The 18156-nt window shown below is 55.1% G+C and carries 21 protein-coding genes; 7 read left to right on the top strand and 14 right to left on the bottom strand.

The window, feature by feature from the left end:
• Positions 1-14 precede the first annotated feature (14 nt).
• On the bottom strand, positions 15-470 hold the full coding sequence (locus AC6ESO_RS23460; RefSeq protein WP_497093511.1) for a DUF6385 domain-containing protein: 456 nt from the start codon (positions 468-470) through the stop codon (positions 15-17).
• Positions 471-674: 204 nt separating this feature from the next.
• Here AC6ESO_RS23460 and AC6ESO_RS23465 point away from each other — a divergent pair, with 204 nt between their 5' ends.
• On the top strand, positions 675-1208 hold the full coding sequence (locus AC6ESO_RS23465) for a hypothetical protein (protein WP_497093512.1): 534 nt from the start codon (positions 675-677) through the stop codon (positions 1206-1208).
• Positions 1209-1217: 9 nt separating this feature from the next.
• The gene (locus AC6ESO_RS23470) at positions 1218-1799 is read left to right on the top strand and encodes a hypothetical protein (protein ID WP_497093513.1); all 582 of its coding nucleotides are present in this window, start codon (positions 1218-1220) and stop codon (positions 1797-1799) included.
• Between the two features lie 112 nt (positions 1800-1911).
• Here AC6ESO_RS23470 and AC6ESO_RS23475 read toward each other — a convergent pair whose 3' ends face one another.
• From AC6ESO_RS23475 to AC6ESO_RS23495, 5 genes are all read right to left on the bottom strand, one after another.
• Positions 1912-2364 carry a MarR family winged helix-turn-helix transcriptional regulator gene (locus tag AC6ESO_RS23475; RefSeq protein ID WP_497093514.1) on the bottom strand — a complete coding sequence of 151 codons (453 nt, stop codon included), beginning with the start codon at positions 2362-2364 and terminating at the stop codon, positions 1912-1914.
• A 115-nt stretch (positions 2365-2479) separates the two neighbouring features.
• A complete protein-coding gene (locus AC6ESO_RS23480) occupies positions 2480-4078 on the bottom strand; it encodes an ankyrin repeat domain-containing protein (RefSeq protein WP_497093515.1) in 1599 nt (532 codons plus the stop codon).
• Between the two features lie 5 nt (positions 4079-4083).
• On the bottom strand, positions 4084-4572 hold the full coding sequence (locus tag AC6ESO_RS23485) for a CcdC family protein (protein WP_497093516.1): 489 nt from the start codon (positions 4570-4572) through the stop codon (positions 4084-4086).
• A 114-nt stretch (positions 4573-4686) separates the two neighbouring features.
• The gene (locus AC6ESO_RS23490) at positions 4687-5169 is read right to left on the bottom strand and encodes a NanQ anomerase/TabA/YiaL family protein (RefSeq protein ID WP_497093517.1); all 483 of its coding nucleotides are present in this window, start codon (positions 5167-5169) and stop codon (positions 4687-4689) included.
• Positions 5170-5174: 5 nt separating this feature from the next.
• The gene (locus AC6ESO_RS23495; protein WP_497093518.1) at positions 5175-5381 is read right to left on the bottom strand and encodes a YwbE family protein; all 207 of its coding nucleotides are present in this window, start codon (positions 5379-5381) and stop codon (positions 5175-5177) included.
• Between the two features lie 176 nt (positions 5382-5557).
• On the opposite strand from AC6ESO_RS23495, the gene AC6ESO_RS23500 reads away from it, so the two are divergent.
• Positions 5558-5782, top strand: a complete 225-nt coding sequence (locus tag AC6ESO_RS23500; protein WP_210660950.1) for a DUF1450 domain-containing protein — start codon at positions 5558-5560, stop codon at positions 5780-5782.
• A 113-nt stretch (positions 5783-5895) separates the two neighbouring features.
• Positions 5896-6402, top strand: a complete 507-nt coding sequence (locus AC6ESO_RS23505; RefSeq protein ID WP_494819635.1) for a ferritin-like domain-containing protein — start codon at positions 5896-5898, stop codon at positions 6400-6402.
• Between the two features lie 581 nt (positions 6403-6983).
• Here AC6ESO_RS23505 and AC6ESO_RS23510 read toward each other — a convergent pair.
• Positions 6984-7715 (bottom strand): WecB/TagA/CpsF family glycosyltransferase, encoded by a 732-nt coding sequence (locus AC6ESO_RS23510; protein ID WP_497093519.1) that lies wholly within the window; start codon positions 7713-7715, stop codon positions 6984-6986.
• Positions 7716-7781: 66 nt separating this feature from the next.
• Positions 7782-8306, bottom strand: coding sequence for a hypothetical protein (locus AC6ESO_RS23515; protein ID WP_497093520.1), 525 nt, complete (start codon positions 8304-8306; stop codon positions 7782-7784).
• Between the two features lie 156 nt (positions 8307-8462).
• On the opposite strand from AC6ESO_RS23515, the gene AC6ESO_RS23520 reads away from it, so the two are divergent.
• Entirely contained in the window at positions 8463-9032 is a 570-nt protein-coding gene (locus AC6ESO_RS23520; RefSeq protein WP_497093521.1) for a Gmad2 immunoglobulin-like domain-containing protein, read from the top strand.
• A gap of 59 nt (positions 9033-9091) precedes the next feature.
• On the opposite strand, the gene AC6ESO_RS23525 is transcribed toward AC6ESO_RS23520, so the two are convergent.
• From AC6ESO_RS23525 to AC6ESO_RS23540, 4 genes are all read right to left on the bottom strand, one after another.
• A complete protein-coding gene (locus AC6ESO_RS23525) occupies positions 9092-9493 on the bottom strand; it encodes a VOC family protein (protein ID WP_497093522.1) in 402 nt (133 codons plus the stop codon).
• Positions 9494-9578: 85 nt separating this feature from the next.
• The gene (locus tag AC6ESO_RS23530) at positions 9579-10100 is read right to left on the bottom strand and encodes a GNAT family N-acetyltransferase (RefSeq protein WP_497093523.1); all 522 of its coding nucleotides are present in this window, start codon (positions 10098-10100) and stop codon (positions 9579-9581) included.
• An 89-nt stretch (positions 10101-10189) separates the two neighbouring features.
• Entirely contained in the window at positions 10190-12262 is a 2073-nt protein-coding gene (locus tag AC6ESO_RS23535; protein WP_497093524.1) for a DEAD/DEAH box helicase, read from the bottom strand.
• A 183-nt stretch (positions 12263-12445) separates the two neighbouring features.
• Positions 12446-13543: a nitric oxide synthase oxygenase gene (locus AC6ESO_RS23540; RefSeq protein ID WP_497093597.1), complete on the bottom strand. Its 1098-nt coding sequence runs from the start codon at positions 13541-13543 to the stop codon at positions 12446-12448.
• A gap of 201 nt (positions 13544-13744) precedes the next feature.
• Here AC6ESO_RS23540 and AC6ESO_RS23545 point away from each other — a divergent pair, with 201 nt between their 5' ends.
• Both AC6ESO_RS23545 and AC6ESO_RS23550 read left to right on the top strand, forming a co-directional pair.
• Positions 13745-14788 (top strand): NADH:flavin oxidoreductase/NADH oxidase, encoded by a 1044-nt coding sequence (locus tag AC6ESO_RS23545; protein WP_497093525.1) that lies wholly within the window; start codon positions 13745-13747, stop codon positions 14786-14788.
• An 18-nt stretch (positions 14789-14806) separates the two neighbouring features.
• Positions 14807-15148, top strand: a complete 342-nt coding sequence (locus AC6ESO_RS23550; protein WP_497093526.1) for a cupin domain-containing protein — start codon at positions 14807-14809, stop codon at positions 15146-15148.
• 378 nt (positions 15149-15526) lie between these two features.
• On the opposite strand, the gene AC6ESO_RS23555 is transcribed toward AC6ESO_RS23550, so the two are convergent.
• Together AC6ESO_RS23555 and AC6ESO_RS23560 are read right to left on the bottom strand one after the other, a co-directional pair.
• Complete coding sequence (locus tag AC6ESO_RS23555; protein ID WP_497093527.1) at positions 15527-17512, bottom strand: GTP-binding protein; 1986 nt, start codon at positions 17510-17512, stop codon at positions 15527-15529.
• A gap of 22 nt (positions 17513-17534) precedes the next feature.
• Complete coding sequence (locus AC6ESO_RS23560) at positions 17535-18047, bottom strand: YfcE family phosphodiesterase (RefSeq protein ID WP_494819449.1); 513 nt, start codon at positions 18045-18047, stop codon at positions 17535-17537.
• Positions 18048-18156 lie beyond the last annotated feature (109 nt).

Here is an 18156-nt window from a genome sequence, read left to right on the forward strand (position 1 = left end):
TGCAGTACTCGTCTTCACCTTGCCTTCTGTGATTGAAAATAAATACAGAGCTTGGTCGGTTTACCGGGCTGCTCCGACTTGACCGCAAGCCGCGCATACCGAAGAAATCTGGATGGCACGATGACGCCCATCCCTTTTATCTCCACAACCCCTTCCGTCTCGACTACATAATCCCTCCCGTTAGGACCAATCTCAAGCAGAACGGCTGCAGGCTCGCAGCCATCGTTTACAATGGCATACGAATAGACCGTTTTATTGGATGTGTCCTGTGAAGGCAATGGAACAAAGTCGTCCGTCGTCTCGACATTCATAAATGTGCGCTCCGAAAACACCCCATTCTTGGAGGGTCGGCACTTCTTGCTGCCTGTCGATTGTCGATCGCTTTGGTTATATACACCGTCCCGTTTGGAGCATGGAAGAAGTAGAGGCTTGCTTCCCTTGGTACGGCGCCGCGAGTGCTTGCTGCTCATGACATCTTCCCCTTAGCAATAACGCTTCTCTACTCTATGTACATCCGGCAAGGAATGAAACGGCGACTGTCCTTGAAGTGGCAGACAAAAGCCTATTCTCTTAAAATCCATATTAATCTAGGGGCAGAGCACGCGCCCGTTTCATATAATGGTATAAACATCAAACTCCGTCAGTCTGCCAATCTGCCAAATAAGAGGTGCTGCATGAACAATTACAACGTGTTTAATACCGAACATAACCCCATCTATATGCAGCAAAATAACCCCTACACCTCCCCCGGCGTTAACGAAAGCCCGGAGGCCGATGCCGCCAAGAGCGGCTTTCTCTTTATTCTGAGCACCGGCAGTACAAGCGTGGGCTCGGGAAGCTCCCTTCTGCTGCAAGCGGCGAATCCAAATGGCAGCGGGAAGAAGCTTTACATTTCACGTATTACGGGCGGAACGACTGCCGCAGCAACCTTAACGATTGCTTCAGGGGGAACGATTACCGGCGGTACGACGCCGCCCCCTTTTAACGCTTTGTTCGGAAGCTCTACGACGAGCGTTGTCACTACCAAGCAAAATACCGGCTCACTTGGCGGCACCCCAACCACCTGCACGGTTCTTCAGGTTACTTCCGGGCTCTTCGTCCTTGATTTCACTGGCTCGCTTATCGTGCAGGCCAACCAGACGATTTCCGTTACGCTCGGTACGGGCACCTTGACAGGGGCGCTAAATTTAACCTGGTGGGAGGTATAAAATCCGCTTATGCCCAATCATTTCGTATTCGACCAATCGAACAGCAGGTTCTACGGCCAACTGACCAACACCTACGTGTCGCCGGGAATCAACACGCCCCCCGACTACGGAGCGGCGGTGTCCGCACGTGAATTTATAGCAACGTTCAATAACTCTTCAACGCTCAGTATATTAGGCGGTACGGTTATCGCAACCCTTCAAATCTCCAATCCCAATGCCAGCGGCCGAACGCTCTATGTCTCTCGTATATCAGGCGGTGTCGGCGTTGGCCTTAGCTTACTTTCTTCCTTCAGCGGCTCCTTGACGATGACGAGGGCAGCCACAATAAGCTCCCCCTCCACCTTGACTCCCTTCAATACGCAGTTCGGCAATTCAGCGACCAGTGCCATGACGGCGAGATCCTCCACAAGCGCCGCCTCCGGGGGGACAGCCTTCCTTTCATTGCCGCTCAACCCCGGTATGTTTTCTTTCGACTATGTGGGCGGACTAATCGTGCCGGAGAATCAAAGCATTTCCATTACGGTCAGCAGCTCGCTCACCGTAGCGGGCACGCTTACCTCCTTCGCCAACATTTCTTGGTGGGAAGCATAACGCCTGCTGCCCGTTTCCCGGGAAATAATCGCTGCGCCCAGGATATAAAAAAGAAGACCATTTCAGCCTCTATGCAGCGCTGAAATGGTCTTCTTTATGATTAGATACAAGCTTATAATTGACCGCAAGACTGCTCATGAACAGCTGTGGTCAGCTTGCGAAGCTGTTCTCGAAGCTGGGTAATTTCCTCGGTAGGCATGTTGGTCTGGCAGAACACGCGCTCCGGAATCGATACCGCCTTCGTCTTCAGCTCGCGTCCTTGGTCGGTCAATCGGACGATGACGCTGCGCTCATCCTCAGGATCGCGCTCCCGTCGAATGAGTGTCATCCCTTCGAGCTTCTTTAAGAGCGGCGTGAGTGTGCCGGAATCCAGGTACAGCCGGTTTCCCAGCTCCTTCACAGGTACGCCGTCCTTCTCCCAGAGCGCAAGCAAGGTTACATACTGAGTGTACGTAATGCCTAGTTCATCCAAATACGGGCGATACAGCTTCGTTACTTCGCGGGCGCAGGCGTAGAGGGCGAAGCAGAGCTGATTGTCGAGCTCCAGCTGAGCACCTTTTTCCATTGCAGTCTTCCTCTCTGCGGCTTAGGCTAGCAAGCCAATCTATACTGAATAACACAATTAAATTGCATGCAATTTATGTCGTTAGAATACCAGTTGCCGCAGGTACTGTCAACTGCTACACCGCGCCTTTCCGATGGGAAAGAAGTAATTCCGAAATGGCTTGATGCCCGCTGCGTCTCGCCCATGCCAGCGGCGTTGCCCATTCCGGCACATCTGCCGGCTCGATCGCCGCTCCTTTGCGAAGCAGGTAAGCCGCCATCTCGACTTGCCCGTACTTGGCCGCCCAGCCAAGCGGAGTCGTATTATATTCCTCGTCCACGGCGTTAAGCTCAGCACCATAGCGAAGCATCAGATCGGCTAGATCGGTGTCGCCCTTCTTGGCGGCCAAATGCAGATAGCTGATACCGAGCCAATTCCGAACGTTCGGATCCGCATCATGACGAAGCAGAAGCTCCACCATCTCCTGGTCTGCATAGCTGAAGGCATACACCATATAATTGCTGGCGTACCAAGGTCCGTTCAGCTCGACATTATGCCGCAGCAGCAGCTTTACGATGTTGGTGTATCCGCAGCTTGCCGCCTGGGCGAGCGGTCCGTAGTCGCCATCGTTGGCAGCAGCCGGATTAAGCGCGAGCATTTCGCCAACCAAGTCGATGCGGCCTATTGCGCAGGCACCGGTCATCGTGACGGTACCGCCATGTTCATAGAGCAGCTCTAGCAGCTCCTGTGCGCCTTTCTGCATGGCGGCAAACACGGCATTGCCCGATGCATCGATCTCTGCGTTTGGATTCGCTCCATGCGCAAGCAGCAGCTTCACGCATTCGGTATGGTCGCCTCTGACCGCCGCATAGAGGGCCGCTCCGCCCGGTGCATCCCGCTCAGGCAGGTTCGGGTCGGCGCCACCGGCGATCAGCATGCGCACAACCTCTGCATAGCCATGCTTGGCCGCATAATAGAGCGACGATCGGCCCGACGTGTCTGTGGCATTGGCCAGCTGTGGATCCTGCGCCAGTTGCTCCTTCACTCGCATAGCGTCGCCCACGGCAGCCGCGACGAAGATATCGTAAGGGATTCCTTTTCCAATGAGATACCCCAGTAAGAAACGTTGATCCCGAATCGTATTCGAGGGCAGGTCGCGATTGCCTCTGTAGAAATAATCGCCTTCCATCGCCAGATGGACAGCCTGACTCCCGTCGGCTCTTCGCGCATGAATATCCGCGCCGCGTGCCAGAAGCAGGTCGATCAACTCCAGCTGCCGTGTCATTACAGCCCAGTGCAGCGGCGTGTTGCCACGTTCATCACCAGCATGAATCGTCTCCGGATGCTGCTCGAACCAGGCCAACAGTTCATCGCGGTTGTAGGCGCGAATAAGCCCCGCCGTTACATCGCCGATCGGCTGCACTTGAAGCGTGCGCTGAAGATGCTCGCGTAGCAGCTCCGCGATCTCTGCGTAACCGCGATCCTGCGCCTTCTGCAGCAGGGAGTCCTGCCAGCTTAGAACAGGCTTGTCCGCAGCATCTGCGCCATAACGGAGCAGAAGTGCTGCCGTATCCAGATGGCCTTCCCGGACCGCGACATGCAGAGGCGAGAAGTACCCCCAATTACATTTGGCCAAATCAGGATCTTGCTGAAGCAGTTCTTCTACCATCGAGGTTTCTCCGGCTGCGCACAAATCAAACATTCGTCTTATGGATTCAGGCATCGTTATCGTCATTGGGCTTACCCCCGTCGCATGAGTTTAAGATACGATTGAAGCATTGCGATTCTCCAGACTACAATCATCCCGAAGGCAAGCACGAAGAACAGCGCTCCCGTTTGCGGGATACTGACAGCTTGCTCCACTAGATCATGAACGAGCAGACGTACGATAAGAAGGCCGAGCAGAATGAAAATAAACATTTTGGACCGTTTCAATACGATCGTGTCCCCAACCCTCTCCAGCTTCGAGGTACGGATGAGCGGATAAGCGAACAATACCGCTCCGACGGCAAAAGCGGTAATGCCCCATAACCACGGCACATGCGTAACCGGTGCGACAAACATCAGGAAGCCGGTCGACATGCCGATCGGCGGAATAATGATTTTGCGCATTGTCGTTGGCCGATTGCTAGCGCGCAATCGCAGGAACATTACGGCTATGCCTGAGAGCAGCGTGACTACAATGGACGCCACGTGAGGGAGAGAGAATGATTGAGGGAGAAAGCTCATGTGGACGCAGCTCCTTTATTTCCGGCTGTTTCAAGAAGACGACGAATGACTTCATTCGGGCTATTCCGTGCAACTCTTCTTAGAAAGCGCTTGTTTTCTCTAATCCTACCCATTTTACTGCTGGGTTGCAAATAGATCGCGATGCACCTTCACGACCGCCTTGCGGATCGGAATATCTTGTTCGACCGAGCAGTTGGGTCTGTGAATATCGGTCGGAAACAAGACAACGAAATCACCCGGCACCATATCAATCGTATTCTCGTTATGTACTTCATCATAGAAAGCGATGTCCTGCGTCTCATAGCGGTCGTCTGTAATGGCCTGCTCCTCCGAAACTTTGGCTACTCGCATCCGTTCGCGGCCGCTAAGCAGCAGCTGAATGTCCGTATGCAGCCTATGCGTCTCCGGCTTCACTTCGCGCCAATCTCTCGTTACGGGCTCGTTAATAAGCAGAAACATGCCAGGCTCGCCAAACTCATGCCGCCCGGCAGGAAGCTCGTCCAGATCCATCTGCTGCAGCTTTTCTATCGCACGGCGCACCGGCGCGGGGAACGTATGCTGCTCCCGCTCCCAATTCGTTAAATCGCTGAATATCATAGACGTTACGCCCCCTCTACGATTGATTTCACCCGGCCGACATCGCCGGTTTGCAGACGCACTTTAATCCCATGCGGATGGTTGGGCGAGTTCGTCAAAATATCCTTTACGATGCCGCGGGTTGTTTTGCCTGTTGCTTGATCCTTCTTCAATACAATATCTACAGTAAGCCCCGGACGGATTGCAGAGCGTTGTTGTCCATTTGTACTCATGGTTCGTTACGTACTCCTTCAAACGTTGGATTTATTGCTCCCATCATATGCCAGTGAATGAGTGAAGTAAAGATTTTCGCTGCAGCGATGCAAGAAAGGATTGACAGTGAGAATGAGAATTACTATCATTGTTGTAGAGCACGATAACACCACCAGAGAGGTCGGGAACAGGGCGGATGAAAAAGATCAAGTACTGCTGCAGGAACTTCAAGCACGGCTCCAAGTCTGTTTTCAAAACCTTAAAGCAAGAATTTCCCGACTTGAAGCAGAAGAAGAAGGATTGCCTTAGCAACTGCAAGCTGTGTTCCAAGCAATGCATGGTCATGATCGGAAAATCGGAAGTCGTTGTAGCCCCGACAGCAGAAGTGTTGTATGCCAAGCTAAAACACCGGATAGGCTGATATGGCATAGTATGGTAATATAGGAGACGAAGTAGTCCATACTCCTTAGCGGAGTTTGGTGCTTCGTCTCTTTTTATTTTATAATATAGTTGGAAAGGGAGGTGCGGCCGATGATGAACGACACACTCAGCCAAGCTTTGAACGATCAAATGAATTTCGAGTTTTATTCTGCGCACGTGTATTTGGCAATTGCCGCTTACTGTTCCGGAGAAAGCCTCGACGGTTTTGCGAATTTCTTTATTGTTCAAGCCGAAGAAGAACGCTTCCACGCGATGAAGATGTACAAGTATCTGAACGATCGCGGAAAACGCGCTACACTGATCGGCATGAGCACACCTAACAATGAATATAGCTCCATCCTCGATGCCTTCCAGCATGCTTACCAGCATGAGCAGGAAGTTACTAAGCGGATCTATCACTTGTCCGACCTTGCGATGAATGATCGCGAGCATGCGACGATTCAGTTCCTCAAATGGTTCATTGATGAGCAGGTAGAGGAAGAGTCGATGTTCGACAGCATCATTAACAAGCTGAAGCGAATCGACACGGATAGCAATGCCTTCTTCATGCTCGACAACGAGTTTGCACAGCGGACATTCGTTCCACCGACTACGGCTTAAGCATGGTTGGAAAAAGTGGCTGAACAGGGGTATCCCCCCGCTCAGCCACTTTTTTGTATTCACTTAATCGCCGCGTGAGGCGGCAGTTCGAACCTCGGGCCACTTGCTGTCCGATGTCCGATGACCAACTAACCACTATCCGGCAATCGGCCACTCGCCACTCGCGACCAACCACCAGCCTCTCGCTACCACACGATCCGATGACCAACCATCGACCACTGGCCACCTACTCCTGTCCAAGCGGCAAACACTGCAAATCCCAACTTTCACAAACCCCGGGAATTCTAACGAACCCTAGGGGCGTTATTTCAGCAAAATAACCCGATTCAAAATTCTAACGAACCCTACAGGCGTTATTTGGCCGAAAAGTGCCCTTAGCCGCCTCATTTCCCCTAAATAGCGCCACTACGGTTCGTTAGAATCCATTAGAGGTGATTTTCGAGCAAATAAGGCCTGTACGGTTCGTTAGCGCTTAAACATGGCGACAAGAGCGTGCATTCCAGCGCTGCACAGACACTCCACATAGAGAAAGCCGTCTCCAAAGTCGCGAAGCGCATTTTGGAGACGGCTTTTTGTTGGTTCTAACGACGACGGTTAGTCAGGATCGTCACTGCGAACCTAGGCAGCACCAGCTGGCGGCGCCAGCGGGACGGCTGCTTGAGCAGTCGGTACAGCCACTCGACGTTCAGCTTCTGCCAGATTACCGGCGCGCGTTTCACCTTGCCCGCGATGACATCCAAGCTGCCGCCGACACCGAAGGCGATCTTCGCATGCAAGCGGCTCTTGTGCTTGTAGATCCAGCGCTCCGCATTAGGTGCGCCAAGCGCTACGATCAGCACATCCGGACGTTTCTGTCCGATATCGGCGACAAGCGCTTCTTCCTGCCCGTCCTTGAAGAAGCCGTTATGTCTGCCGACAATGGTGACGCCTAGGTATTTGCTCGCGATGATTTCAGCCGCTTTCGCGTTGGTCTGCTCGTCCGCCCCGACGACATAAAGCGTGAAATGATGCTGCTTCGCTTCTTCGAACAGACGGATCAGCAAATCATAGCCCGTTACACGCTCAGGGATATGTTCGCCCTGCCATTTAGCGGCAAGGACTACACCGATGCCGTCCGGCGTAATGATATCCGCTTCATCCACGATTGCCTGCAGCTGCTTCTCCGAACGTGCAGCCATGACAATCTCCGGGTTCGCTGTAATCAGATGAAATAACGGCTTATCCTTCGCCGCGATTTGCGCTTGTACGAGCGCCACCGTATCCGAAAGCGTCCGCTTCGAGAACGGAACGCCCAATATATTGACTGTATTCATCCTACACCTTCCTCTATACGCTCATGCTGTCTATTATTGTAGCACAAAGCCGAAATCGGTTGAAACCTAGCGGAACAGCCCGGCAATCCATCTGATAAAGTCGCCCACAATCGGCACAAGGCCAAATCCGTGCTGACCGATGGCGACAATGCCATAGACGCGTTCACCGATCGCTACCACGCCAAGAACATGCTGACCAATGGCGACGGCTCCAAGCGCATTTTGACCGATCCCTACCGCACCGACAGCAGACTCGCCGATAGCCACCGCCCCGATCGCCAGCTCCCCAATGGCTACAGCCCCTGCAGACAACCCGCCTGAAATGGCCACTGCGCCAAGCGCCAGAAGCCAGCCTACGGCCACGGCTCCTACCGAAATGACGCCGACTGAGACCGCCCCGCCGGCCACAAGCCCGATCGCCACATCGCCGAGTGCGATAACGCCAATGGCGACTTTAGGTTTGCCCTTGCCAACGCTTGTCCGAATGCTGATGAATGGGAGCTTTGCAGTAGGCCACTGGTAGTCGATTTCTTCTTGCCCATTGCCCCTTATGTATCTGTTAAATCGAAGCAATCGCTGCCACTCAAACATGAATGCGCACTCTCCTCGCTTATCCGATTATTATCCGTTCTGCCTGTACCGAATGATTCAAGCTGTTATCCCAAGCGTATAATAATTTAAGAAGCGCAACAAGGATGAAGCGTGAAATATTGCGATTTCATGCTCACAGAAAGTAGATGATTCGTTATGAACCTTAAATCACTGCTATACGGGACCCTAGTGACTCTATTGATGGCCTCGGTCTTGCTATCGGGCAGCGGGAAGCAAGGCATCTATATGTCGAACGCGGCTGCTAGCAGCGAGCCGTCTGCTAAGCAGCCATCCGAGAATAATATAAACCAACAGCCGGCGAAGGAACCCGTTCCAGACGCAGATAACAGCGACACCGCTGCTTCTAACAGCCCAAACTCTCCGAAGGTTATAGCAAGTAACGAAGCCTTTAAAGTCTATGAACCGGCGGAAGAGAGCATTGTCGGAAAATCGTTCGTCGTGAAGGGGCAAGCCCGCGTCTTCGAAGCGGCTTTCAGTTATTCGTTCGAGGATGGACATAACGTCCTTGCCGAAGGGAATGTCGTGGCGGATCAAGGAGCACCGGCATGGGGGAATTTCGAGTTCACCGTTACACTCGCAAGGGCGCCAACCAGTCCGACTGGCGTGCTGACGATCTATGAATCGAGCGCAAAGGACGGTTCGCACATCCATAAGCTGAATTTGGCTTATCACTTCGAGGACGGCTTAGTGGAGCTCGATAACTAACGTAAAGAGCCGTTCAAGACTGCGCGCCAGCGCGCCATGTTTTGAACGGCTCTCTTGCTCTAATGGCCCGGCTGTGTGGCAATTTGCCACCGGACGCCATACTTGTCCTCGATACGTCCAAACATACTCCCCCAGAACATCCGCTCAAACGGCATGATGATTTTGCCGCCATTCCCCGACAGATTGTTAAAGGCATCCTCCGCTTCTTCCTCGGTCTCGAACTCCAAAGTAAGGTCAATCCCATTGCCGCGATTGATCGGCCCCGCATCCGCCATATAGAAGAGGAGACCCGCCGCCTGCAGCACCAAATGCATAACCCTGTCTTTATCCTCCTCAGAAGAGCCCGGCATCATTTCGCCGTACGTTTGCTGGCTTATAATCTCGCCGCCAAGAGCTTCTACATAGAACTTCGCCTGTTCAAGTGCTTGCTCGCTGTACAGGTATGGACGAAGTTTCGTCATCGTAATCGATCCCCCTTCAATTGCGGTTTCACTGAAACCGATGCCTGCCTTGTACCATGAGTGTACCAAATCCACCTGATCTCCGCTATTCGACGCGGTGAATCCAGAATCGTTTGACGACATTGCCGTGTGCTTCCGTGAAGCTCGATTCGAATCGCCCGCCATTTCGCAGAATCGTGCGTTCCGATCCGATATTATCATGATCGCAGATGACCAACACTTCGCGCAGGCCGAGTGCATCCGTCTTCTGGAGCGACAAGGCAAGGAGCTGTGACGCGTAGCCCTTGCGGCGCTCTGAAGGGATGATGCCATACCCAATGTGTCCGCCGCTCTCAAGCAGCTTCTGATTTAACCGGTGGCGGATATTCGCCGCACCGACGACATGTCCGGCTTCGTCCAGCAGCCAATAGGTGGAATGTGGCACCCAGCCTTCAGGCGTGTTCTCCTCTTTATGGGCGTCATTCAATTGAGAGATATATGCCGCAAAATCGCTCGGATCTTGGCTCACCACCCAAGGGACAATATCTTCCCCGCTCTCGATCCATTCCCGGTAGAACGCCAAATAAGCTTCCTGCAAAGCAGTTGACGGCTTTACTAACTGCACCATTGTTCCCACGCTCCTCTATAGAAAAAGAAGCAAGGCAGCGACAGTATATCGTCTTATGCCTTGCTTCATCGGTTGATTATGAATGGATCTTAACGCGACCCTTTGCGCTGCGGACGACCGCCCGAGCCTTGTTTCCCGCCGCCGCTGCGGCCGCCTTTGAAGCCGCCGCCCGCGGACGGTCGGCCGCCTGAGGACGGTCGGCCGCCACCCGAAGATGGTCTGCCGCTCGAGGAAGACCGGGCGCGGTTCTTATCGCCGCCCCCGTTCGGGAATTGCGGTGCGCCTGCACCGCGGCTGCCGAATTCGCCGCCGCGGCCGGTTCCGCCGCGCTGCGGGGAATCCCCGCGCGAAGCTGCTGCGCCGCCGCCGAACTCGCTGCGCGGTGCCGAAGCGCCGCGGGATTCGCCGCGTTGCGCAGAACCGCCACGGCTGCCGCCGAACTCACCGCGTGACGCCGATGCGCCACGGGATTCGCCGCGGGATGCCGAAGCTCCGCGACCGCCGCCGAATTCGCTGCGGCCAGCCGATGCGCCGTGTCCGCGTGACGAGTCGCCGCCGCGACCACGCGATGCGTCGCCACCGCGCCCGCCGGTGCGCTCAGCTGCGCCAGCGCCGCCGAATTCGCTGCGGCGCGCGTTGTCGCCGCGTCCGCCTTCTTCGCGGGACGGCGTGCTGTAGCGCCCGCGTCCTGCCGGCGCCGCGCCATCGCGCGAGCCTGCTCCGCCGCGTCCGCGCGGTGCTTCCGCTCTTGCCGCGCCCCATTGCGGCGCCTCTTCGGCACCGCGTACGCCCGCTCCGCGCGATTCGCCGCGCTTCGCCGCTCCACCGTACGCGCCGCCGCCTGAGTTGGCCTTGCGGCTGTCGATGTTGCCTCCGAAGCCGGATCTGCTCTTGCGGCCTTCCTGGCCGGAACGGCCGCCCTTAGGCGCCCACTTGCCGGAAGCCGACTGGCCTGACGTTCCGCCTCTGCGGCCGGAGCCGCCGGATTTGCGTTCGCCGCCTTGGCGGTCCGGCATATCGTCCATCACCGATGTGCGAATCGGTGCACCGCCGCGATTCTTCTCGCGCGGAATCGGCTGATTGATGCCTTTCTCAATGGCAGCAAGCTCCAAACGATCATGCGGAGATACAAGGGTAATCGCAAGACCATCTTCGCCTGCACGGCCTGTACGGCCGATCCGGTGAATATAGCTCTCTGCATTCTCCGGAATGTCGAAGTTGAATACATGCGTAATCCCTTCAACATCAAGGCCGCGTGCCGCAACGTCGGTCGCAACCAGCAGATGGATCTTCGCATCGCGGAACTTTTTCATAACCTGCTCGCGTTTCGATTGCGTAAGATCGCCATGCAGCTCGTCGCTGTTAAAGCCATTCTCTTGCAGGAATTCGTTAAGCGCGCTTGCCCGCTTCTTCGTACGGACGAAAATAACGCCCAAATACGGGTTGTACTCGCCCAAAAGCCGCTGCAGCTGCTCCATCTTGTCTTTCGCGCCGACTTCAACCGTCAGCTGGCGAATCGCCTTCAACGTCACTTGCGGTGCACGAACCGTGATGTCCTTCGGTTCGATCATGAACCGCTGCGCCAGCGAGCGCACGCCGCCCGGCATGGTAGCCGAGAACAGCATCGTTTGCTTGCGGTAAGGCATTTGGCTCAAAATTTCCTCTACTTCTGTCAAGAAGCCCATGTGCAGCATTTGATCGGCCTCGTCGAGCACGAGCATTTTGACCGAACCAAGCTTCACTGTGCCTCTGCGAATATGATCAAGCAGCCTGCCCGGTGTAGCAACAACAATATGAACCGCACGCTGAAGCTTCCGCAGCTGCGATTCCACATCTTGTCCGCCATAAACGGCCAGCACGCTGAATTCGTCCTTCGTTGCAAGCCGTTTCTTAAGCTCTGTCGTAATTTGCAGCGCTAGCTCACGCGTCGGCGTAAGGATGAGACCCTGCAGATCTTCGCGCTCCGGTCTGATTTTCTCCAGCATCGGAAGCAGGAACGCGAGCGTTTTGCCCGTACCTGTCTGTGCCTGACAGATTACGTCGCTGCCCTGCATAATAACGGGTATTGCGCCTTCTTGAATCGGTGTCGCTTCATGAATTCCTTCATTGCGCAGCGACTGCGACCGTTCCTTGGCAATACCTAATTGTTCAAAACCTGCCAATACATCCACCTCTTTTAGTTATAAAAACCTTCCCGTTCGAAAACCGGCATTTCTATCGTACCACATTACGGACATGCTCATGTACCGATTCTTCCCATTCCCAGTAAAAATGTCGCTTCCCGACCATTTTTCTCCATTGTTTATCCTTATTTTGTCCGTATCGCACGCCAGCCAACCTAACCATTACGACTCGTAAGGAGCCTTTTGAGCAAAATAGTTCGGTTTCAGCTCGGTGTCCTCATATCTATTGTGAAAAATAGCCGTTGTCGCCGGGGAAAGCGGCGGAATCAACCAAGACCATCGTCCGGTCGGCGTTCGGCCGTTTCGCTGTTCCTTCTCTGTAAACAGAGCGAACTGCTTGCTCGCGGTATGGTGATCGACGATCGTTACGCCTTGCGCCTTATAGGAGTGCAGCACCGCTACATTCAGCTCTACGAGCGCCCGGTCCCGCCACAAAGTGCTCTCTCTGGTTGTATCCAGCCCCATTAATGCGCCTACTGCCGGCAGCATGTTGTATCGGAATGGATCGGCGAGATTGCGCGCGCCGATTTCGGTGCCCATATACCAGCCATTAAACGGAGCCGCCGTATAATGAAGACCGCCGATTTCAAGACGCATGTTCGAGACGAACGGAACGGCGTACCATTTTAGCTGCAGCTCTTCGAAAGCCGGATAATCAGGGTGGACTAGCGGCACCTCAAGAACGATCTCGCTTGGGATGTCGAACCACTCCGGCGGCCGCGAGCCGACTTGGATCACAAGCGGCAGTACGTCGAAAGCAGTTCCGGAACCGCGCCAGCCCATCTCCGTGCACGTTTGCGTGAGGGTCAGCGAAATCGGATCGCCCAGAACGGAGCCATCCTCCATCCGGTAGCCCGCGTAACGGATCAACTGATCGTTCCAGATTCGGATATGAGGCGAGTCGGCGTCCGTGCATGGGGCGAAAACGGTAATAGAAGGTAATATTTTGCCTCCGCCTGTGGCATATTCAATATGGCGAAAAACCGCTTTGGCTATTTCGGCCGCGGTGGTCGCATCTCGCGCATCCTGCACGGACAACGAATCCCAAAACAGCCGGCCGATGCACCGATTGCTGTTGCGCCATGCCAGCTTAGCCCCGAAGGCAAGCTCCTCCAAGGTATGCGTATACGTCCCGGTAGCCGCGATCTCCGCGGTAATCACCGCTATTCGTGCCGCTGTCGTCTGCTCAGCAATAGCCAGCTCGCTCCCGACTTGTCTGATGAACGCCTCAGCCTCCTGAAGCAGCTCTACATTACTCATGATTGTCTGTTGATTCTGCATAACTTCTCCTTGCCTGCCCGATGATTAGTTATCTCTATTATAACGGATTCGCAAGACGAATTCCCGTTTCCCAGCTTGTGGAAGGAATTTCACTTTCAAAATGTAAGTGGCAGGGGTATACTGAGGCTGAGCTTACTGTTGAATTGCTGTTTTAGATATTCAAATTTGAAGGAGTGGAGCATGTTGAACCGATTAGCAGAACCTTTTGCGCTGAAGAGTCTTTCTCTCAAAAACCGCATCGTTATGGCGCCGATGTGCCAATATTCCGTAGAAGCGAAGGACGGTACGCCTAACGAGTGGCATTATATCCACTACGTGACTCGCGCCGTTGGCGGTACGGGTCTCATCATTATGGAAATGACCGATATCGAGCCCGATGGCCGCATCACCGAGCGCTGCCTCGGTCTATGGACGGATGAGCAGATCCCGGCTTATCGCCGGATTATTTCGGAAGTGCATCGTCAAGGCGCGAAGATCGGCATTCAAATTGCCCATGCCGGCCGTAAGGCCGATGAAGCGGTAGAACCGGTTGCTCCTTCCGCTATCGCATTCAGCGATGCCTACCGTACGCCGCGCGCGCTGACGACCGATGAAGTGAAAGCTATGGTGGTAAAATTCCGGGAAGCGGCTCGCCGAGCGGTAGAAGCCGGAGTCGATACGATCGAGCTCCACGCCGCTCATGGCTACTTAATCCACCAATTCCAATCACCGGTGACGAACCGACGTGAGGATGAATACGGTCAGGACCGCCCACTATTCGGCGTGGAAGTTATTCAGGCTGTAAAAAGCGTCATGCCTGCTGATATGCCGCTAATCGTGCGGATTTCCGCAGCTGAATTCTCGGAGGGCGGCTACAAGGTAGAGGAAGGCATTGAGATTTTCCGGCGCTATCAAGAGGCCGGCGCCGATATCTTCCATGTCTCGAGCGGTGGCGAAGCCCCGGTTACCGGCGCCAATCGCCCGGCGATTTATGCCGGTTATCAAGTGCCGCTTGCCCGCGCAGTGAAAGATGCGCTGAATGTGCCGGTCATCGCCGTTGGCTTGCTCGATGAGCCGAAGCTGGCGAATACCACCATCGCGCACGGCAACGCGGATCTCGTGGCCGTGGCCCGCGGCATGCTGCGCGACCCGTATTGGGCGCTGCATGCGATTCAAGCGGTAGCCGCGAAGGGCTCCAGCGAGGCAGAGGCGTTTCTTCCGCGCCAATACCAGCGCGGCTATTAAGACGGCGGACTAGTTGGTATGAAAATGATAAACAAGCTGAATGCGGAGCATTATGTGTGGGGCGACGTGTGCGACGGCTGGCATTTGGTCAAAACTGACCGGCTCAGCATCATCCACGAGCGGATGCCCGCCGGTGCCAGCGAGGTGCGGCACTATCACGAGCAGTCCCGGCAGTTTTTCTTTATGCTGTCGGGCACGGCGACGCTTGAGGTCGACGGCGTGCCCGTCGTCCTCTCCCCACAGGAAGGGGTCGAGGTGCCGCCGCTGACCCCTCATCAAATGCTCGGCTCCACCACCGAACCGGTGGAGTTCCTCGTTATTTCATCGCCGACCACGCGCGGTGACCGCGTGACGGTCTAGATGGTTGTGAAAAAAGCTGAGAAGGTGAGCGTTTGCGCCTTCTCAGCTTTTTGTGTTTTTGTGGTTTGGGTCGGCAGGGTATGGTGCTCCATCCCAACTGATTTCCGTTAAACGGCATACCAGTCCAAGAAATTCGTAGGATGAGCTCGCTTCGTCACGACAGCCAGCTCGTTAAGCGGTATATCCGCTATCGATGCTCCAAACTAGCTAATTTCTGCGCCGTAAGCGGCATATCCGCTTAAAGTCTATGACATGCGCATGTTGAGCTCATTTCGACCCGTGAACCGACTCGATAAGCGGCATATCCGCTTACATGTATCATTCTGTCTCGAAACAGAGCTGAGAGCCGCTTTTCCCGACTCTCACCGCCCAACTAAGCTACCCGCTCAGCGCGTTCCGAACCGCGAGAATATACTTCGCCTGATCGAGCGGGTTGACGCCGCGCCGTTGGCGCGACACGTCAACGTCCGGCGGGCATTCGCGATAGCCCGCGAAGAAGGTCGTGAGCGTGCCGCGGCCTTTCGTCATGGAGCCGAGGCGTGCCGGGAAGTCGAGCGTCGTCGCGACGGGCAGCGTGCCCTCCAGCTCCATTCGCTCTTGGCGCACGATAGGCGCGTCAAACTCGCCGCGCATCAGGACGAGCTCGTTCATCAGCTTGCCGCCGTACTCCTCCGGCACGGAGAGCCGAAAACGAAGCAAAGGCTCCAGCAGCTTTGTTCCCGTATTCGCAAGACCATTCATCATGCCCATTGGCGTTGCAATGACGAAGTCGAGCGGATGCGTATGCCACACATGATGCTCGCCTTCGATTAATGTGACGCGCAGATCCGTCACTTCCCAGCCGCGCAGACCCTGCTGCAGCGCTTCCGGTACGCGCCTCGCCACCTCGTTCTGATAACTCTCCAGCAAACGTTCGTTGCGAACAAGCGACTTATAAACGAGCCCGCTTCCCCGCTCGCCCGGTTCAATTGCAAAACGCAGGATCGCCCAGCAAGGCTTCGGCATCAAATACGCGACATACCCTTCGCCAACCGATGCAGGCGTTTCTTTATAAATAACCGATGGCGCGCCGAAGCTGACGTCTAGCTTAAATCGACTCAGCAAGATGGAGGTCAGCACCTCCATCTGAATCGGCCCCATTACCTTCAAATGCAGCTCCCGTTCATCCTGCAGCCACTGCAAATCGAGCAGCGGATCCTCATCCGCAAGCTCCTGAAACGCCGCAACGACAGCCGGATACTCAGCCTCGTTCTTCCATTGCACCTGCACGGTGAGCAGCGGCACTGCAAGCCGTTTCTCTCCCGGCACGCCCTCAGGCGCGCCGATGACATCGCCGATTCGCGCGCGGCTCCACCCATACACAGCCGCGATATCGCCAGCCTTCAGGACGCCGATATCTTCGGTTTTCTGCCCGGTCACACGCCGAATTTGCGTCACTTTATCCTGCATGTCCCGGCTGTAATTAAGCACCGTATCGCGGTTGCGGATAACTCCTTCGAAGAGGCGGACATACGCGATTTTGCCCATCACAGGGTCTCGCTCCATCTTGAAAATCACACCCGAAACCGGAGCCTCCTCCGACCCGCTCGGAGCCGGCAGATACGTCAAAACCGCATCCATCAGCTCCTTCACGCCAATCCCGCGGTTCGATGCACCGAACAGAACCGGAAACAGCGTGCTGCGATGAACGCCTTCGACGAGCACTCGTCCAAGCAGCGCGTCATCCACAGCCTGCCCTTCAAGGTAGGCATCCAGCAACGACTCGTCCTGCTCAGCAGCCGCTTCCACCAGCATGCGCCGATATGGCTCTGTCCACGGCTGCTGTACCGGCACCTGCTCGTCCAACACCGACACAGAACCCGCAAAATCCGCCTCCGCTCCAATAGGCGCCGCAACCGGCACCGCCTGACGCGACAGCAATCGCTGCAGTTGACCTAATACTTCCAGAGCATCCGCTCCTACTCGATCCATTTTGTTGATATAGATAAGTGTTGGAATCGATAGATCGCGCAGCGCCTGCCAGATCACTTCCGTCTGCGCCTGCACGCCTTCAACAGCCGATACGATCAGAACCGCACCGTCCATGACACGAAGCGATCGCTCCACCTCAGACAGAAAATCGACATGGCCGGGCGTGTCCACGAGATTAATCGGCGTATCCTTCCATGCAAACCGCGTTACTGCGGCACGCACCGAGATACCCCGCTCCCGCTCGACATCCAGCCAATCGGTCTGTGTTGTTCCCGTATCCACGCTGCCCAGCGCGCGAATATGCCCGCTCTGATAGAGCATCTGCTCGGTCGTGGTCGTTTTGCCTGCATCGACATGAGCAAATATGCCAACATTACGCATCTTCGCGCTCATAGCTCCCTAATCTCCCCCGCTGTTAGCCCTTATCGTCGTAATAAACATGATCGGCTGCCAGTAATGCGCCGCCTTCTATAGTGAAAATGCCAAAGGAATATTGCTTCTGTCTGCGTTTATCTGTCGGCGAGCCCGGATTAAACAGCAGCACACCGCTTCGCTCCCGAATTAGCGGAACATGAGAATGCCCAAACACAATCACGTCCACACTGCCCTGCTCGAAGGACCGGTACGCATTCGTTTCCGTATCCTCGCGCTTGCCCGCGCCCAGGTGACCGTGCACCAAGCCGACACGAAGTCCGCCAACATCAAGCACTTTGCGGTGGCCGAATTTGGCGATAATCTCATCTCCGTCATTGTTGCCCGCCACGCCCTCCGTCCGAGCATACGCGCGCAGCATATCCCAGACCGACAACGTCATCCAATCCCCCGCATGCAGAATGGCATCCGCATCCTGAAGCTCCTGAATCAACCGATCCGGCAGCTTCTTTGCCATTCGTGTCATGTGCGTATCCGAAACAACGACTACTTTCATGTCCTCCACTCACCCTTCACTTTGGCATGGTCAACCACAACGCCGCTAGTGTCTTCCGTCTAAATCTTATTACCTTCATTATTGTGCAAAAGCACCCTGTATTCAACAA

The sequence above is a fragment of the Paenibacillus rhizoryzae genome (assembly GCF_059686995.1).